Genomic DNA, 18,168 nt, shown 5'->3' with positions numbered 1-18,168 from the left:
CATGCGCCAAAAGGTTGGGGCTGATTCGCGAAGAGGCTATTGCGGTTCGCACTGTTGTGGCAATACGGTTCCGTTGATCTAGCGGCGCTGGTCACAGGCCGTTTCTTTTCGGCCCTCACCGGGCCGCGCACTTGGGGTGGGGACTGTCAAGGTGCGTTCATCAATGCGCAGATCCGTCGGTATGCCTGTTAGGGGTTGGAGACGTCGGGCCCTGCTCGTCACGGTGATGACGGCAGCAATGTCGCTCGTCGTGCCGTTGGCCAATGCCGACGTGATGGTCGGGTACAAGTACACGGGCAAATCCTGGGCGGATGGCGCACTGCCGGATATGCCTGTGGTGAAGGGGCATCCGGCCAAGGGCTCTGCCAAGCCACCCGCCCCGCGTACGCCACAGGGGGCGCGTGAGCTGCGTGCCCACGTCCCCAAGGCTCCCAAGTGGCCGACGGCGAGCACGGCAACAGTCACGGTTGGTCAGACCGCCAAGGCGGCATCCGGTGCCGCGCTCCTCTCAGACAGTGCTGCCCTGGCGCCGGTCACGCCGGTCCGGGCCGGGAAATCGCCGGTATGGATAGCGGCGGCCACGCCTGCCGCGCCACCGGGCTCGTCACGGTCCACCGTCGGCGCACAGAACGCCCCTGCAGCCGATGGGCCGGCCACGGTCCGGGTACAGACGGCGAGTCGGCAGCAGGCTGCATCGGCCAATGTCAACGGCCTGCTCGTCGGTGTGGCGTCTTCCGACGGGAAAGCCACCGGAGGCCGGCTGTCCGTAGGCCTCGACTACAGCACGCTGGCGAACGCCTATGGCGGCGGGTGGGCATCCCGCCTGCACCTCGTGTCCATGCCCGGCTGTGCACTCACCACCCCGTCGGTTGCCGCCTGCCGGGTTCAGACCCCCTTGCAGACGGTCAACGACCCGACGTCCCAGCGGCTCACCGCCAACGTCGACATGCCCAACAGCACACCCCGGTTCAAGGACGCGGTCCTGTCTGGTTCGACGACCCCGCTGATGACTGCGGCGGCGGCGACCCAGTCGACCGCCGTCGCGGCGGTGTCGGACACGGGCGGCTCGCAGGGCGACTACGCGGCGACCTCGCTGTCCACCTCGGGGTCGTGGACCCAATCGGCCTCCGGCTCTTTCACCTACAGCTATCCGATCGCGGTCCCGCCGTCGCTCGGCGGCAAGGGGCCGTCGGTGGCCCTCGGCTACGACTCGCAGTCCATCGACGGCAAGACCTCAGCGCGCAACTCACAGTCCTCGTGGATCGGTGACGGCTGGGGCTACTCACCGGGCTTCATCGAGCGCTCGTACAAGCCGTGCAAGCAGGCCGGGATAGAAGACTCGGGTGACCAGTGCTGGGCCGGCTTCAATGCCACTCTGTCGCTTGGCGCACATACCGGGCAGCTGGTGCGGGCCAGTGACGGTGTCTACCACCTGGAATCCGACGACGGCACGAAGATCGAGCGCTTGACCGGCGCAACGAACGGGCTGTGGGAGGGAGAGCACTTCAAGGTCACGACGACGGACGGCACCGCCTACTACCTGGGTCTCAATCACACCCCTGGTACACCTTCTGACGCCGCGACCAACAGCGCCTGGGGCATCCCGGTCTACCACCCGAAGTCCGGCGACCCCTGCTACAGCTCGGCCAAGGGCGACGCGTCCCAGTGTGACAAGCAGCTCGGCTACCGATTCAACCTCGACTTCGTCGTGGACCCGAGCGGCAACGTCCAGCGGTACGACTACGCCACCGAGACGAACTACTACAACATGGGGTACGGCCAGGTCGCCAAGGACGGTGAAGGCGGCACCCTGACCCAGTACACCCGCTCGGGCTACCTCACGCGCATCTCATACGGCTACAAGCTCGCAGACGCTGCCGCTGGCAAGGATCCGGCAGCGCGGATCAACTTCGACACCAGGCAGCGGTGCACGACGTCCGATGCCGTCTGTAAGCCCGACAACCTGAAGTCGGACACGGCGAGCAACTGGCCGGACGTTCCGTACGACATCAACTGCCCGTCCACCTATAAGACAAAGGGCGAGGGCGACGACGTCTGCAAGGCCGGCTCACCCACGTTCTGGTCCACGTACCGCCTCAAGGACATCACCACCCAGGTCAAGGTCGATACACGCTGGCAGGATGTCGACCGGTACACCCTCACTCACGTCTTCTCCGACGCGGGCGGAGTCATCGACCCCGTCACCGGCAAGACCGTCGACCCGAAGAACGCCGGACTCCTCCAGTCCATCATGTGGCTGTCCTCCATCCAGCACACCGGCCTGGACACGACCGCAGGGGGTACCGGGGCGATCTCCCTGGAACCGGTGACGTTCACCGGCATCGAGATGGACAACCGCGTCGACGGGCTCACCCCTGGGGCGCCACCGCTGTACCACCCCCGGATCTCAAGCATCCGGACGGAGATGGGAGAGTCCGTCTCCGTCAAGTACCAGGACCCGGAATGCTCGCGAGTCAAGGGCACTATGCCGGTCTCGGCAGACACCAACACCATGGCCTGCTACCCGGCCTACTGGTACCCGTCGGGCGCAGCCACACCCGTAGAAGACTGGTTCGTCAAGACTCTGGTCACCGAGGTCGTGAACAGCGACCTCACCAAGGCGGGCTCCCCCGCCAAGGTCACCAAGACCGCATACGGCGGCGGCGCGGCCTGGCACCGTGACGACTCGGAGCTCACCGACGACCAGTACCGGACTTGGAACAGCTTCCGGGGATACCGCACGGTCACCACGACATCCGGTGCGGCGCCCGATCCCGTCACGCAGACGATGTCGACGTACCTACAGGGCATGGACGGCGACTACAAGGCGGACGGCACCAAGCGTTCGGTCTCCGTAGCGAACTCCCTGGGGGAGTCCACGCCGGACGAGAGCTGGCTGGCAGGCTCCTTGCTGGAGACCCAGGTCAACACCAAGGCCGACGGAACGGTCACTTCCAAGACCCTCAACGGTCCGCTTTCCTCCACGGTGACGACAAGCAGCTCGCGCACGGCGTGGACGTCGAAGGAACCGGCACCGGCAAAGCTCTCCACCCTTCCGGATCTGACAGCGCGGAGGGTCAACGAGGTCACCAACCGCTCGTCGAACCTGCTGTCCACCGGCAAGTGGCGCACGACGAAGAACGTCACCACGTATGACAGCCTCGGCCGTCCCTACCAGATCAACGAGAAGGGTGATGTAGACCAGCCGGCCCAGGAGAACTGCACCACTGCCAGCTACGCGTCCGCGCCCTCGGACAACCCGATGATGCTCAGCTACCCGAGCGAGACCATCGCAGTAGCCGGCCCCTGCACGACCACTCCCGGCCCCAGCACGACGCTGAGCCACAAGCGTTTCTTCTACGACGGGGACGGCTCCGTCAGCAGCCCCGGCACCTACGGCAAGCTGGGACAGGAATGGGCCTCTGACGGCAAAACGCACTCCCGCGGCTACACGACCGCCGTCCAAGTCGCCACCAAGTACGACGGAGCCGGCAAGCCGGTCTTCCAGACCAACGGCGCCCTCACCTATGACGGCTACGGCCGTGTCACCAAGCAGCTCGACGCATTGTCGAACGCCACCACCACGACGTACTCACCCGCCACGGACACGCTGCCCACAAAGGTCACCACGACCTATCCCCAGCCGTTCGGCTGGACCTCCACCTCCGACCTGGCACCCACCCGCGGTCTGAACAAGCGGACCGTCGACGCCAACAACCGCGTCACCGAGAGCACGTATGACGCGCTCGGTCGACGCACCCAGGTGTGGACTCCGGGCCGGGACAAGGGCACACAGTCACCGGACCGTAAGTTCACGTACGCCGTGAATACTGCGGGCGACAGCCCCAATCCGCCTACGGTGACCACCGAGACTCTCCGTGAGGACGGGAGCTACGGCAAGTCCGTCACCATCTACGACGGCATGCTCCAGGTCCGCCAGCAGCAGACGACGACCGCGAACAACTCCGCGGGTCGCCTGATCGCCTCGACGTCGTACGACAGCCACGGCTGGACCGTCTCCAGCATCGCCGCTTACGCCGACCCGACGACCGACCCCGGCACCACCATGTGGGTCGAGACGGAGACCACCGTCCCGTCCCAGACCAGGCAGGTCTACGACGGCCTGGGCCGGGTCACGGCCACCCAGCAGTGGTCGAAGGGCGCCCAACTCTGGCAGTCGACCACTACCTACTCCGGCGCGGACAAGACCTCCACGCAGCCGCCCAAGGGTGGCCAGGCCACCACGACGTACACCAACGCGCTCGGCCAGACGACGTCAAGCCAGACCCGGGACACCACTGCGGACCAGAAGCTGACCGCAGGCACCGCGATCCTCTCCGGGACCAGCGTCGCCTCCCGCAGCGTGCAGCTGAACATGCAGGCAGACGGCAACCTCGTCCTGACCGGAATCGCCAACAACAAGGTGCTCTGGGCCTCCGGCACTGCAGGCAACCCCGGCGCAACCGGCAGCGTGCGGGCGGACGGCAGCCTGGCCGTCATCAGCACGACGGGGACGGTCCTGTGGTCCTCGGGCAGCGGCACGGCGGGTTCGACGGGTGCCTACGCCATGGTCAAGGCCGACGCCACCCTGCAGATGTACAACGCAGCGGGCACCAGCATCTGGACCTCCGGCACAGCTGGCAAGGCCACCGCGGCGGATACGACGACCACTTACACCTACACCCCCGCCGGCGACGTTGATTCCGTCAGCGACACGGTCGGCAACAAGTGGACGTACGCATACGACCTGCTGGGCCAGAAGACCTCGCAAACCGACCCCGACACCGGGCTCAGCACCTACGCCTACGACCTGTTCGGCCGCCAGACCCTTGTCACGGACTCCCTGGGCAAGAGTCTCTCCTACACCTACGACAACCTGGGGCGTAAGTCCGGAGAGTACGAGGGCACGAGCACCACCGACCAGAGCAAGAAGCTTGCGGAGTGGACGTACGACACCCTCGCCAAGGGCTACCCCACTTCCTCCACGCGGTTCGTCGGCGGATCGAACGGCCGTGCCTACACCAAGAAGATCAACGGCTATACGACCGCCTACCAGGCCACCGGAACGACGACGATCATCCCGGCAGAGGAAGGCAAGCTCGCCGGCACTTACAAGGCAACCGCTCAATACACCCCCGAGGTCGGCCTCCTGGCCTCTACCACCTATGGAGCTGATGGCGGTCTCCCAGCCGAAACCATCGGCTACGGCTACAACCTGCAAGGCCAGCTGACGCAGACCGGAACCGCAACCACGCCATATCTGAACAAGGCCATTTACACCCCGCTCGGCCAGATCATCCAGTCCACCTACGGTGTCTATGGCAAGCAGCTGCGTACAGCGCAGACATATGACGAGGCGACCGGCAGACTGGCCACCGCGACAACCAGTCTGCAGACGACCAGCACCTCCCCGATCGACGCCACCACGTACGCCTACGACGAGGCAGGCAACCTCACTGGCGCGAGCACCGTTCAGTCCAGCGGCGGCACGGTCACTGGCACCGACACCCAGTGCTTCCTCTACGACGGACAGAACCGCCTGGCCCAAGCCTGGACGGACACGAAGGGCCTTGCCGCAGCGACAGCCGGGCAGCTCTCCCGATGCAACACCCGCAAGCCGTCCCCGTCGACGATCGGTGGCCCCAGCCCGTACTGGCAGTCCTTCACGTACAACCGGCTGGGTGACCGTACGCAGCAGGTCAAGCACGACACCGGCGGCAACGCGCTCAAGAACGTCACCCAGAACAGCGTCTACCCGGGCAACGGCACGACTCCCGCCGCCCAGCCCAACACCGCCACATCCATCACCACCACGGGACCGGACGGGACAACCAGCCTCACCCCGCACTACGACCCGGCCGGCAATACCACCAGCCGCGACACCAAGGTCGGCGCCGCGGCGGCGACGACCCAGACCTTCACCTACAACGCCCAGGGCCGCACCCAGAGCGTTACTACATCCAAGCCCGGTGGCGGTACCCAGACCGCGGACTACTTGTACGACGCCGACGGTGCTCTGCTCCTTCAGCGATCGCCCGACAGCGATGTCCTGTACCTGTTCTCCGGCGCAGAGCAGCTGGCCCTCACCAAGTCGACGAACACCGTCAGCGGCCTGCGTCACTTCACCAACCCCGACGGCACTCGCATCACCCGCTCGTCCAACGGGACGGTCACCTACCAGCCCACGACGCGCCAGAACACTTCTCAGCTCCAGATCGATGCCACGACGCTCACCGTCACACGTCGCGCCTTCGACCCCTACGGCGCACCCCGCGGCACCGCACCGCCCAAGTGGGCCGACAACCGCGGCTACCTCGGCCAACCCGTCGACACCACCAGCGGCCTCAACCTCCTTGGCGCCCGCCACTACGACGCGGCCCTAGGACGGTTTCTGACAGTTGACCCCATCTTCGAAGCCGGCGACCCCAACCAGATGGGGGGCTACGCCTACGCCAGCAACGACCCGGTCAACATGAGCGACCCGTCCGGGCTCTTGAGCTGGAGCGACATCGGCGCAGGCCTGTCCGGCATACTCGACGCCGTCTTCGGTGGATTCAGCGGCGACTTTTTTGGCCCTCTGCTTAACCCCGGCGGGTGGGCGCTCAACAAGCTCACCGATGTCTACAACGGTGACAACGAAACCTGGAATGGATGGACGGGCTACGAGGGGCCGGCCGACGAAGACCGCGTACCCAATCTGTGGGGTAGCGCGCCTACCGCCGAGCTCTTCGGTGTCGACCAATCCTCTCCCGCCTACATTGGAGGATATATAGGAGGCCTCGTCGCCTCCGCCTTCGTCGACGGCATCGGCCTTGGCATGGGTCTCGTCAAGGGATACCGACTCGTCAGAGCAGCCGGCGGCATCCGCGAAGCCTTCGACGCAGCCAAGAACCTCCTCAAGAGCGACCATCCGGAACCTCCCCCGGCCAAAGCAGCCCCCCACGCCACCCCTGACGAGGCGACGCCGAGTGCGCCCGGTACGGGCACGCCCAAGTCTGCTGAGCCAGACAGTTCGGCAGGCGGATTCAAGGACAGCCCCAGGGAGGATGGAAAGGTCCTTGATGTAGCACGTGGTGAGGCGGTTGCTACGACGAACAATAAGAGCTTCTCTTCAAGAAGCCGCCCTTCCGTAGCGGAGGCGCTGGAGCTGCCCAATGGCAGGATGTACAGCAGTCCGAATAAAACCGGAGAGGCGCCTGAACTCCATCCCTTCATCCATGAGATGCTCGATGCTGTGCCTGACCTTGAGCGGGGAAGCGCACATGGTATGTGTGGTTTGGCTATCTGCCTCTCGGAGGCGCTGACAGATGGGCATGACCCGACGGGAGCGCGAGTGGCTGCTGTCAGGGTGCGAAATCAGCTAACCCATCCGAAGCATGGCAGTCGGGTCGGCCCGTGTGATAGTTGTGTTGCCTTTGAAGACGGGTTCGATCTGGACTTCACGACTGCCGGAGGGTTGGATGACTAGATTTTCGAGTGATGTGGAGGAGGAGCTCTATGCGTCGGGTTGGTTTCCGGGAAGGTCGGTGGGGACCACGGGATGGACTTCACGATTCGAATCTGTAGGGCTCCGGGCGCACGATGCTGCACGGGAGTTTCTGGCGGAATTTGGTGGGCTTAAGTTCGTCTTTTCGGGTCCAGGTATCGAGCGCGCGCGCGAGCCGTTCGAACTTGATCCAGACTTGTGCGACGGAGAGGAGGATCGATTCATTGAATGGGGTGAGGAACTTGGCATTCCCTTCTTCCCTGTCGGTCACCTTGATTCGGGTCGATTCTTTCTTGGTATTGACGAGGCTGGTACGGTCTATCTCATTGAAACGTGGGTAGCCAGCTTCGGTAAGGTGCCAGAAGCGTTCGAGCGGCTCCTGCTTGGGCTGAATCCAGAAAGAATCAGCTAAGGGCTCGTAGTGCGAGCGAGATTCGTGTGATTTGACGTCGCTCGCGGAGTGGCTGGTAGGACTCCGTCGGTCCGGGCAAGCGCCTGGGCGGATCTACTCCGAACGGGCCTGGCTTCGCTGGCCGGAAGATTTCTGCGATGCACCACAATCGACGAATCGGTCGTCACCGGGTACTGGTGACGACCGATTCGTGTTTTCCGGAAAATGTTCTCCATCAGTCACGTTCAAGACGAGGCTGGAGTCACGGATGATGTCGCCATCCTTCGGGATGGAGTGATGATTGTGGCGCTCCAAGGGGGGGCTAATTCGGACCCGACGGCTCTACGAGGGTCGGCGGGTACCTCGTGTCGGCCGACCCTCAGTGAGGGCAGCGAACAGCCCATCCCTCGGGAGGGGGGTCTTTGGGTGACGGCTCCATGACTACTCGCCTCGGTCCCCGGCCGGTGGTGTGCCGCCGGCGCGTCTGATGGCCGTGAAAAGGACCCTCACGGGTTGTCCGGGCATCCGGTAACTGACCACCTACAACACCGCCCCGGCCAGCGTCGATCAGGCGCAAGGCCAGGCGATAGCCCGCGCAAAACCGACCCGTACGGCAACCCCAGCGGCACCCAACCCTCCGACTGGCCCGGTGACCGCACAGCTGGAGCGAGGACCAGCGGTGGGCCCAGGCGCGCGTGGCGGAGTTGATCCACCGCTTGTTCGGCTACTGGTACACCCCGCGTGGGGTGTCGTATCTGGTGCACCGGCTGGGCTGGTCCCCGCAGGTCCCCGCTCATCGGGCGGTCGAGCGGGACGAACGGCCCTTGCCCGGTGGCGGACGGATCAGTGGGCACGGGTAACTTTCGGGCCGGGATCAGGCGCGGTGAAGCGGCGGCCCGCCGATGGAGAGCAGGTGTACGGCGGAGAACGGTCCAAGCGGAGCTTCCTGGGTTCCCACCTGTGCTGGATGTGGACCCCTGACTATGGCCGACACCTACCGGGCAGGGCGCCGGCCGAAGATGACTCCAACGCCTCATCACCTCGGATAAGATGCCATATCCGAGGTGATGCCCCGGTGTGACGGATGGTCACGGCCGGCCGCCCGATCCGGAGGCCACGACCGAGTCATGAGCACCGACCCTGTTGCCGATCACGCCCTGGTGCACGCGAAGGACATCACGGCCGCCGATGTCGAGCGCCTCGAGGCGTTCCTCAAAGTGAGGGTCGCTCGTGCAGCGGGCGCTGCCCGGGGAAGCGACGAACAGCAGCGTCGTGAGGCCACCCGGTGACGGGCGGCCGCCTCGAGAGCGCTCCGCGCTATGCCACGGACATCACCGCGGACGACGCCTGGGCGGTCTACGAGTTCGTGATGCCGCGCCTGGACGCACTCCTGTCCACGCATGACGCCGGATCGGAGCAGCACCGCATCGCGGAGGCACTCGCTGAGGCGCTGGCCACGCTGGTGCTGCGCCTCGACACGGAGATCCTTCGTCCCACCCGGAAGCCCCACCCGATCCGCCCCGCCACGCTGTCGCCCCCCGTGTGGACCGAGGAGCAGCTGCGCGCTGCGGAAGAACGGCGTCGTGACGTGATCCATCAGTCCTGGGACGACCTCTGCGCCCTTGTCCGCCCGTGGCAGGGAAGTGAGGGATACGACGAAGTGCGGTGGCGCATGGTGGACTTCAGGGACGCCGCCCGGGAGACATATTACGACCGTACCTGCGCCGAACTCGCCATTGCCCTACGGGCGGAGCGGCCATGACGAGCGAAATCGTGCACACCCGAGGCGTCATCGACGCGGAGCTCGTCGAGACCGTTCCACAGCAGGCCGCCGGATCCGGCGTCACGGCGTACGACCCTGCTGTGGCCGCCGTACTCCACGCTCTCGACCGGGGTGCGCAGGAGCATTTGGACGCGGTTCGGCCGCGCAAGACCAGGGTCGGGTATGCCCGGGACTGGGCGCTGTGGGAGGAGTTCCACGGCTGGCTTGCCGAGCGCACCGGTGTCCCGCTGCCGGTGACGGCCGTCGACAGGGGCACTCTGGTGGCGTTCGTGGCGTGGCTGGACGAGGTGAAGGAGGCGGCGCCCAACAGCATCGACCGCCGCATCACCGGCGTCACCACCACCGCGCGGCGCCCGCCCTATGGCGTCGAGGTGCCCAAGGAGGCCACCCTCGCCGCCCGCACCGCGCTCAAGCCGCTGAAGAACGACCGCCTGCGCCGGGCCCGCGGCCGCGGCCAGGCCGCCCCGGCGAGCCCGGCGCAGCTGCGGGCGATGAACAGCGCAGGCCCTACGGAGGGCCTTCCCGACCTGGCCGTCTACCGCGACCGCGCGCTGGTCACGCTGGCGTTCGGGATCGCCGGCCGCGCCGAGGAGGTCAGCGCCCTCACCCTGGCCGACATCGTGCTCGTCGAGGAGGGCCTGGAGGTGCACGTCCCCTCGGTCAAGGGGCGCCCCGCCCGCGACGTCGAGATCGCCTGGGGCGCGCACCCCGACTCCTGCCCCGTCCTGAACTGGCTCGCCTGGAAAGGCGCCGCCGAGGCGGCCGGACTCGGCGACAGCGGCCCCGCCTTCCGCGCCGTCGACCGCTGGGGCCACCTCGGCACGGGCCGGCTCTCCCCCGACGGCTGCCGCCTGGCCATCACCCGCAGCGGCCGCCGCGCCGGCCTCGAGGTGAAGGTCACCGGGCACTCCATGCGCTCCGGCTTCATCACCACCGGCGCCCGCAACGGCAAACGCCCCGACCAGCTGCGCCGCCAGTCGGGCCACAGTCCTTCCAGCGCCGTCTTCTGGGAGTACGTACGCAAGGGCGCCCGATGGGAGGAAACCGCCAGCCAGGGCATCGGCCTGTGACCGCCGCCCGCCCGTCTGCTCCCCCTCCGCGGGAACAGCGGGACCACGGGGGCAGGCCGCTGCCGGCAGGAGCGGCGCCAACAGGTCGGCGAACACGAGGCAGACGCATACGAGCGGGGAGCTGGCGCCGTCCAGCCTCACAGCGACCAGAGGGCGCGGGTCATCGGCCGCTTCCTTGACCAGGCATCCCGATGGCTCTTCCCCGGTTGCCGGGCCGGCCAGCCTGCCCGCCCCGACCACCTGTCCGCGCTCCTGGGCGAGATCGGCGTCCCGGTCGCCGCCGCTCGCGGCGCCGCCATCCGACAGCAACTTCTTGAGCTACCCGCCCCCGTCGTCGTGGACGCTGTCGGTTACCACGACAAGACCACCAGCCGCCTCCTCGAGGAGACCGGCGGGACGTGGAGCCGATACGCCGCCAGAGATCGCAAACGGTCACCAACGGGCTGGGTTCCACGGGGATCTGCTGACAGTTGAAAGAGGAAAGCTGACCAGGAGCACCCAGGCCCACCTTGCTCCGGCGGCCCGCTCGGCCCGGTCGCTCAGCGGGCCGTTGCGATGAGGCGTCGCAGCGTGGCGTGGGCCGGTGGCCCCCAGGTGGGCTTGCCGCCGGGGCGGCCGTGGACTCCGGCATCTCCGATGAGGATGCAGGCGAGGGCTTTCAGCACCGCACAGCCGCGGGCGCGACGCAAGGTCGCGGCGTCTGGGATCGGCTGGTAGGCCCCATGGAAGCGGTCGGCGGCGCTGTCCGGTAGCAGTACCCAAGCGGCGGCGAGGTCCCAGGCTGGATCGCCTGCGAAGAGGTCGCCGAAGTCGACCACGCCGCAGAAGGTGCCGTCCGCGGTGAGAACGTTGGCCGGATGCAGGTCGCCATGGAGCCACAGTGCCGGGCCCGCCCACTCGGGCGCGGCAACGGCGTCTTCCCAGACCGCGAGGACGGCGTCCGGGTCGGGGATCAGCCCCAGCTCGGTGGCCGAGGTGAGCCCCTTGGCGAACCCGTCGGCGTGGTCGGCCAGCGGCCCCCCGCGGCCACGACCGGCGGGCGCCCCGGTGGGAGCGGGTCCGTGAAGAGCCGTCAGGAAGGCGGCCAAGGTGTCGGCCGCCTCCGCACCGCGCGTGACAGGGGCGCGGTCGGCGGGCTCTCCCGGCACCCAGGTGGTGACGATCCAGGGCCGCGGAAACCGCTCGGAGGGCTCGCCGAGGCGCTGCGGGACGGGGACCGGCAGCGGAAGGTACGGGGCAAGGACGGGCAGCCAGGCGTGCTCCTTGCGCAGCAATGTGTCCGCAGACTGTGTCGCCCAGGGCAATCGGACGGCGAGGTCGTCGCCGAGCCGCCACAGCTGGTTGTCCCAACCACGCGCGCCGAGCTTCAAGGGGTGATCGGCCAGGTCAGGGTGCTGGTCCCGCAGCAGGTGCCGGACTAACTCCGCTGTGATCTCGATCTCGGTCTGGGTCATGCGGAGCAACGATAGAGCCGCCGACCGTCCCATAGCGGAGCGGCTGTGGCTGATGTTCCCAACCCCGGCGGAACCGGATCTCGTTCAGCGTTGCTGCGAAGATCAACAGCTGAAGACCGAGAGCGGACAAGCCGCCAAGCGGGGCTCGGAGGCACCAACCGTAACGGGCTCGGGATCGGCCCACCCTCGCCACCGAAACGCCCTGGGGGAGCACGCATCGTCACAACCGTCCCCGTTCCACACGAGAACTGGCGACAGCTGCATACGCGAGCTGACCAGTACCGAGGCCGGAGAGCAGCTGGCGGATCAAGGGGACCTGAGATCCGAACCGAACGACGAGCGGACCGCTGCGACCTCGGCGCCGTGGACGCCCAGTCAGACGTTCATGATCGGTACGCGTCGTGGTACCTGCGCAGCCGGGGGGCGCGTATGGCGGGCAGCCCGACCAGGGTGTACTCGAAGGCGCGGTGGCGGGGCGTCAGCGGGCACCGGGGGCGCGGCGGCAGGGGATAGTCGTCGCGCAGGACGCCGTCCGGAAGCACCCCCGTCGCGGGCATCGGCGAGGTCTCGCCCGGGTGGGCGAGGTACGCCCAGACCCCGCTGTCCAGCGGCACCACGGCCGCGTCGTCGCCGGGTGGGCGCCAGGGAGTGCCCGTGAGGGGGTGGCAGGGGACGAGGAGGACGTCGGGACGGGGCCGGGGCGTTCGGATTCCCGGGCCGGCCAGCCCCACGGTACGGGTATCGGGCCCGGCTGGCAGGTACCGGCCGACGGCGTGGCCGAGCAGCTCGGTGACGGGGCCGGCTGGGAGGGTCACGGGGCGGTCCTCAGTGGCCGCCACGAGGTGGGCCAGCGCGACCCCGACCGCCGCCTCCCAGCGACGGCTCCACGACCCGTCGGGTTCGACGGGTGGGACGCGGTGCTCGGCGCGCTCCAGCTCGTCCCAGTCGGGAGGCGGACCGGCGGGGAGCCCCGAGGGGCGGCGTACGACCGCGTCGGGCTCCAGCCACACCGTCTGCCACAGTCCGCAGTCGTCCATGCGGGTCGCCACGGCCCGCCCGCACCCCTCGCACGCCAGGTTGGGGCCGGCCCGGCCGTCCACACCCTGGCAGTAGCCCTCGCACTTCTCGGGTATCAGGGCCATGGACCGGGAGTCGCCGGGGGCGATGACGATCCTGTTCCGCACGCCGAAGGAGACGGAGTACACCGGCGCGTATACGCCCTGCCGGGCAGCCGCGTCCTCTCCGACCTCCTCCCACAACCGCCACGGCGGTCCAGTGGGTCGGGGGTCGACGGCGTACGTCGCGGGCTCCATCAGCGGAGGATGGAGTTCCTCCCAGCCCCCGTGATGGGTGTGGGCCGGGAGGGCCACTCGGGACACCGGCGCCGTCAGCTCGGTGCCGCACCCGGCACACGCGAACACGTCCAAACAAGCTCCCCCTCGCCCCGGTTCCCCGGGAATTGTGCCTTGCCTACGGCGAAGGACCCACCGGATTTTTTGGGGTAGGGCCGATGGGCCGCGTCTACGTCGCCACATCAAGCCGCCGCCGTCCGCATCACATGTCGTGCACCGCAGCGGCCAAAGCAGAGGCACTGACCACGACATCCGTGAGGGCGCCTACCGCTCGTTCTTCGAGAAGCCCGACAGAAGCGACGTGCCCGAGGCAGGCACCCCAACCCCGCCTCGGGCTTACGCCCTCGGCGACCTCCGTCGCCGAGGGGGGTTGTCAACCTGAACTCGCTGGTCAGAGAGAAATCAGGCGTTCTGTCACATGAGGCACACTCAGCCCCGTGGCGTTGCACAGGTGACCTGCGACAGCGAATCTTGAGCGGCTGTTGCCGTTCCGATCCTGTGGGGTGTTGGTCGAACGGGAGTCTCGATCGGGTGACTGTGGCTGGTGCCGCACAGAGCAGGGCCTCCTGGCAGCTCGAAGGTTGTTTACGCCAACAGGCTGTCCAGAAGGCCCTGCTGCCCCGCTCTTACGCTCCCGCCGCCGATCGCGACACGTGCTGCGGCGTGTCGTGCAACCCGACGCGGCTCAGGTCGGTGCGCACGTCGGTCGGAGCGCCAAGGAGCTTCGAGTGCTTCGCAGCATCGACGGAACCGAGATCGTGGATGGTGAGCTCGAAGTCACGATGCGCCTTGGCGTCCAGGGCCAGCGGCAGGTGGATACGCCCGTCCCCGACCATGCGTCGTACCCCACTGCGGCTGAGACCGAGCCCGAGCATGAGCAGTCGTTCGACCCGGACCGGCGCGGGCAGCTCGAAGCTGACCAGGACCTTGAACGGTGCCGGGTCGTCGAGTGCGTAGAGGGGCGTGCGGGTCTCCACCTCCCACGTACCGGTCCAGTCGAGGCGGTATCCGTTCTTCGCGGCCAGCGACTGACTTATCGTCAGCTCCCGTACCACGGCTGGGTCATTGTTCTCGTACGCCACCAGGCGAGCGGGCTCCAGCGACGAGACGTGGACGCGCTCGTGGACGGGCACCTTCGAGGTCCGGTCGCACCCTGCACAGCTCAGGAGAAGCCAGACGTCGAGGAGTTTGCCGCTCGCGTTGACACGGATCTTGCCCGAGGGACGGTGCCGGCTGCCGGAGCAGTCCGGGCAGGGGCGTACGACGGTGGGCAGCGCGGACTCACGCACGGCCCACAGGGCCTTGCGGTCAGTATTCATGAATGTGGTTGCTTTCAGGACTGACCAGGAGCTCTCGCAGGCGAGGCTGCGGCTCCTGGGATATGACGGATGCACACGAGGGCGCGAGTCATCGCCTCGGGGCCGAGTCGTCAGGCTCCGGGGTCAACCGCGCGACAGGTTGGCTTTGCTACGTGGCAGCCGTTACAGGTCCATGCAGGCGATCATGATCGAGGCCACGACCCGCGAGCAACTCGTTTTCCGCGGGCCGCCCGCCGACAGGCCGTGGCAGCGCCTCGGCCTCGTTGCAGGCAAGGCCTGGATCGCTTGGCCTGCCGCGAACTGGCCTTTGCCGTGCCTGGGGGTTGTCTCAGAGATCAGTGACTGTTGTCGTTGTTCCGATGTCGAGGGGTGTTGGTCGAACGGGAATCCCCGATCGGGCGACTTCGACCGATGCTGTGCATGAGAGCAGGGCACCGCGCCATCCGAGGGTGCGCGGCCCGTGCCGCGCGCCCGCCGCGTCGGCTGTGAAAATCCGCGTGCGGTCGCACGGGGCGCAGTGATAGACATCCGGCGTGCAAAACACTCTGGACTTCCCTGACCTGCTGCGACTCATCGACGAACGGTCGGGCGCCTTCCGCGCCGCGGTCGCCGCCGCTCCCAGCCTCGATGTGCAGGTGCCGACCTGCCCCGGGTGGACGCTGTTCGATCTGGTGAAGCACCTGGGTGGGGGAGACCGTTTCTGGGCCGCCATCGTCGGCGCGGGGCCTGCCGACGCTCCCCCGGCCGAGGCCACCGCTGCGCGCGCCGCTCTGGAAGTGCCGCGGGAGCGTGAGGCCCTGCTGGCCTGGCTGGCCGCGTCGACGCAGCTTCTGGTGAGCGCCCTGCGCGAGGCAGGACCGGAGAGCGGTTGCTGGACGTGGTGGCCCGCGTCGCAGTCACCGCAGACCGCCGGCGGCACCGCCCGGCACCGGGTCCAGGAGACCGCGGTGCACACGTACGACGCCCAGCTCGCCGGGGGCGCCTCGCAGCCGCTGCCGGTCGAGGTGGCACTCGACGGTGTGGAGGAGTTCCTGTTCACCGTCTGCGCGACGCCGAGTGCCTGGCCGCACAAGCCCACGGCCTTCGACTTCCACGCCGCCGAGGGCCGCTCCTGGCGCCTCACAGTCGACGGCAACGGCGCACGCGTCACCCGCATCCCCGCGGACACTGCCGCGACCGACGAGGACTCGGACGTAGCCGGCGCCTCCGTCCATGGCACGGCCAGTGAGTTGGTCCTCTACTTGTACGACCGTATCCCGGCCGCCTCCTTGCACGTTGACGGAGACGCAGGGCTGCTCGACCTGCTCCGCGCCTGGGAGCCGGAGGAGAAGTAGGACGTAGCGGCCCGGCCGGCTGCTGTTCGCGTTCTTCGCCACGCGAGCCCGTATTTGATACGGGCGGCGCTGATGTCGGGGCAGTGCGCGATCAGCGCCAGGGCGGCGTCATCGTCGTCCAGGTGGGCCGGAGCGCGGGTCAGGTAGAGGGCGCCGAGGTCCTGCTCGTAAGGGTGGGTCATACGCGGTTCAACGCCGGACGGGAGCGGAAGGCCATCACCCATTCGGCGTCTCCTCCCCGCCGTAGCTCCTCCGCTCGGTTGAGGTCCTTGGGGAGGATCGGATCGGTCAGTAGCGACTCTCTACGAGCTGGTGGGCGCGAGCGCTGACCGCTGGCGTAGGGCCGCGAAGTCGGCCTGGGCTGCCTCGAGCCTGGGCCTTGTGGTGCTCGGCCAGGGCCCGGTAGATGCTCGCGACGGAAGGGCTCTGCCCTTTGCGCTTGCCGGTGGGGATGATCAGGTCGGGCTGGATCTCCTCGACGGACTCGCCTGCCGTCCGGCGGCGGATGACGGTATGGAGCATGTCGTCGGTGATGACCGGTGGCCGGCCACCGTGCTTGCCCTTGCGGGAGGCGGTATCGAGGCCTTCGAGGGTGGACTCCCGGATGTTCTCCCGCTCGGTCTCGGCCATCGCCCGCCATTTCGTTACGACGGGCGACACGAGCCGGATCGACGCCTACTTCAATGCCGCGGACATCGGTCCCGACCACGAGTTCGGCGCCGGGCTGGTCGCCTTCGCACGCCGGATGTCGAACGGATGCGGATGCTGGAATGGGCGATCACCGGAGTCCACCCGAGCGACACCGACCCTGACGCCGAGTGACTCGCACAAACGGTCATCTGTGAGAGTTCTGCGAGAGCCCCCCGGAGTGATCACGTTTCCGCAGGTCGCCGTTCGCAAAAGTCCTCTCGAAACCCGCATGTTGTGCGAGGCACTTCTGAGAGACTGCCGCCATGGACCTCACGCACGATCAGGCCGCATTAGCGGTAGAACGTCACGACTGCCCGAACTGTGACGCGCCCGCTGGCAGCGCCTGCCGCACCCGGGGCGGGAAGACCGCCGCGAAGTACCACACCCCCCGCTTCGTCCTCGTCCCCGCGCTCCGCGAGGAACTGGAGATCCCCGTCCCCGCCGACCGGCGCCCCGGCCGCGCGTGGAAGCTGGGCCCGGCGCTCGCCGCCGTGCCCGCGCCCCGCACCGAGCGGCCCGTCCGGATCGGGTACGCGAGGACGTCGACCGCCCGCCAGGAGCTGGCGAGCCAGCTCGAAGCCCTCCGCCGGGCGGAGTGCCACAAGGTCTTCTCCGAGCAGATCAGCACCCGCATCAAGGTCCGGCCCGAGCTGGAGAAAGCCCTCGCACTGGCCCACCAGTTCAAGGAGGCCGCCCCCGAAACACCGGTCATCTTCACCGTCCACGAACTCAAGCGCCTCGCCCGCAACGCCGCCGAGCTGATGACGCTGTCCGCCGAGCTCCAGGCCGGCGGCATCCAGCTCGAACTCCTCACCGGCCCGCTCACCGGGATTTACGACCCCCACGGCATGGGCGCCCTGTTCTTCGCCGTGCTCGCCGTCGCCGGGCAGATCGAGCGCAACTACATCCGGGAGAAGACCCTGGAGGGCCAGGTCATCGCCGCGTCCAAGGGCAACCACGGCGGACGCCCGAAGGTCATCGACGACGACATGCTCACCTTCGCCGTCGCGCTGAAGGACAAGGGCGTCCCCGTCCCCGAGATCGCGAAGAAGCTCACCATCAAGGTCGGCAAGAACGCGGGCAGGTCCCCGTCCGTCGCCTCGCTCTACCGCGCCCTCGCGGAAGCCGAAGCCGCTGCGGCGGACGACGGCCTGCCTCTCAGGCCCAAGCCCGTCCGCATCCGCCGGCCAGACGACCCTCTCACCCCCGAGGAGATCGACCTCCGCGAACGGCTCCAGGCCCAACCCCATCCGAACGCGAAGGCCCGCAGCTAACGACCATGATCAAGT

At 67.8% G+C, this 18,168-nt stretch carries 12 protein-coding genes; 8 read left to right on the top strand and 4 right to left on the bottom strand.

Going from position 1 to position 18,168, the window contains the following annotated elements; translation table 11 throughout:
• The first annotated feature begins 238 nt into the window (after positions 1 to 238).
• The 6 genes from J7E94_RS07575 to J7E94_RS35355 all read left to right on the top strand — a co-directional run bounded on the left by J7E94_RS07575 (position 239) and on the right by J7E94_RS35355 (position 10,730).
• Positions 239 to 7,468 (top strand): RHS repeat-associated core domain-containing protein, encoded by a 7,230-nt coding sequence (locus J7E94_RS07575; RefSeq protein WP_215013475.1) that lies wholly within the window; start codon positions 239 to 241, stop codon positions 7,466 to 7,468.
• A 13-nt stretch (positions 7,469 to 7,481) separates the two neighbouring features.
• On the top strand, positions 7,482 to 7,898 hold the full coding sequence (locus J7E94_RS07570) for an SUKH-3 domain-containing protein (protein ID WP_215013473.1): 417 nt from the start codon (positions 7,482 to 7,484) through the stop codon (positions 7,896 to 7,898).
• Positions 7,899 to 8,572: 674 nt separating this feature from the next.
• On the top strand, positions 8,573 to 8,737 hold the full coding sequence (locus J7E94_RS07565) for a winged helix-turn-helix domain-containing protein (RefSeq protein ID WP_308344682.1): 165 nt from the start codon (positions 8,573 to 8,575) through the stop codon (positions 8,735 to 8,737).
• Between the two features lie 267 nt (positions 8,738 to 9,004).
• Complete coding sequence (locus J7E94_RS07560) at positions 9,005 to 9,166, top strand: hypothetical protein (RefSeq protein WP_215013471.1); 162 nt, start codon at positions 9,005 to 9,007, stop codon at positions 9,164 to 9,166.
• Positions 9,163 to 9,639 (top strand): hypothetical protein, encoded by a 477-nt coding sequence (locus tag J7E94_RS07555; protein ID WP_215013469.1) that lies wholly within the window; start codon positions 9,163 to 9,165, stop codon positions 9,637 to 9,639. The genes J7E94_RS07560 and J7E94_RS07555 overlap by 4 nt, the downstream gene beginning before the upstream one ends.
• Positions 9,636 to 10,730, top strand: a complete 1,095-nt coding sequence (locus J7E94_RS35355) for a tyrosine-type recombinase/integrase (protein WP_215013467.1) — start codon at positions 9,636 to 9,638, stop codon at positions 10,728 to 10,730. The genes J7E94_RS07555 and J7E94_RS35355 overlap by 4 nt, the downstream gene beginning before the upstream one ends.
• Positions 10,731 to 11,269: 539 nt before the next feature.
• Here J7E94_RS35355 and J7E94_RS07545 read toward each other — a convergent pair.
• From J7E94_RS07545 to J7E94_RS07535, 3 genes are all read right to left on the bottom strand, one after another.
• Positions 11,270 to 12,184, bottom strand: a complete 915-nt coding sequence (locus tag J7E94_RS07545) for an aminoglycoside phosphotransferase family protein (protein WP_215013466.1) — start codon at positions 12,182 to 12,184, stop codon at positions 11,270 to 11,272.
• A gap of 383 nt (positions 12,185 to 12,567) precedes the next feature.
• Positions 12,568 to 13,497, bottom strand: coding sequence for a hypothetical protein (locus J7E94_RS07540; RefSeq protein ID WP_374224400.1), 930 nt, complete (start codon positions 13,495 to 13,497; stop codon positions 12,568 to 12,570).
• 665 nt (positions 13,498 to 14,162) lie between these two features.
• Entirely contained in the window at positions 14,163 to 14,855 is a 693-nt protein-coding gene (locus J7E94_RS07535) for a DUF1062 domain-containing protein (RefSeq protein ID WP_215013464.1), read from the bottom strand.
• A gap of 533 nt (positions 14,856 to 15,388) precedes the next feature.
• On the opposite strand from J7E94_RS07535, the gene J7E94_RS07530 reads away from it, so the two are divergent.
• On the top strand, positions 15,389 to 16,189 hold the full coding sequence (locus tag J7E94_RS07530) for a maleylpyruvate isomerase family mycothiol-dependent enzyme (RefSeq protein ID WP_215013463.1): 801 nt from the start codon (positions 15,389 to 15,391) through the stop codon (positions 16,187 to 16,189).
• Positions 16,190 to 16,477: 288 nt separating this feature from the next.
• Here the strand turns inward: J7E94_RS07530 and J7E94_RS07525 are convergent, their stop codons facing one another.
• Entirely contained in the window at positions 16,478 to 16,849 is a 372-nt protein-coding gene (locus J7E94_RS07525) for a recombinase family protein (protein WP_251056281.1), read from the bottom strand.
• Between the two features lie 293 nt (positions 16,850 to 17,142).
• On the opposite strand from J7E94_RS07525, the gene J7E94_RS07520 reads away from it, so the two are divergent.
• Entirely contained in the window at positions 17,143 to 18,153 is a 1,011-nt protein-coding gene (locus tag J7E94_RS07520) for a recombinase family protein (protein ID WP_215013462.1), read from the top strand.
• Positions 18,154 to 18,168 lie beyond the last annotated feature (15 nt).

Source organism: Streptomyces sp. ISL-94 (assembly GCF_018614075.1).
Classification (GTDB): Bacteria; Actinomycetota; Actinomycetes; order Streptomycetales; family Streptomycetaceae; genus Streptomyces.
The sequence above is the reverse complement of the archived record's forward strand: the minus strand, read 5'-3'. Positions and strand labels throughout refer to the sequence as shown.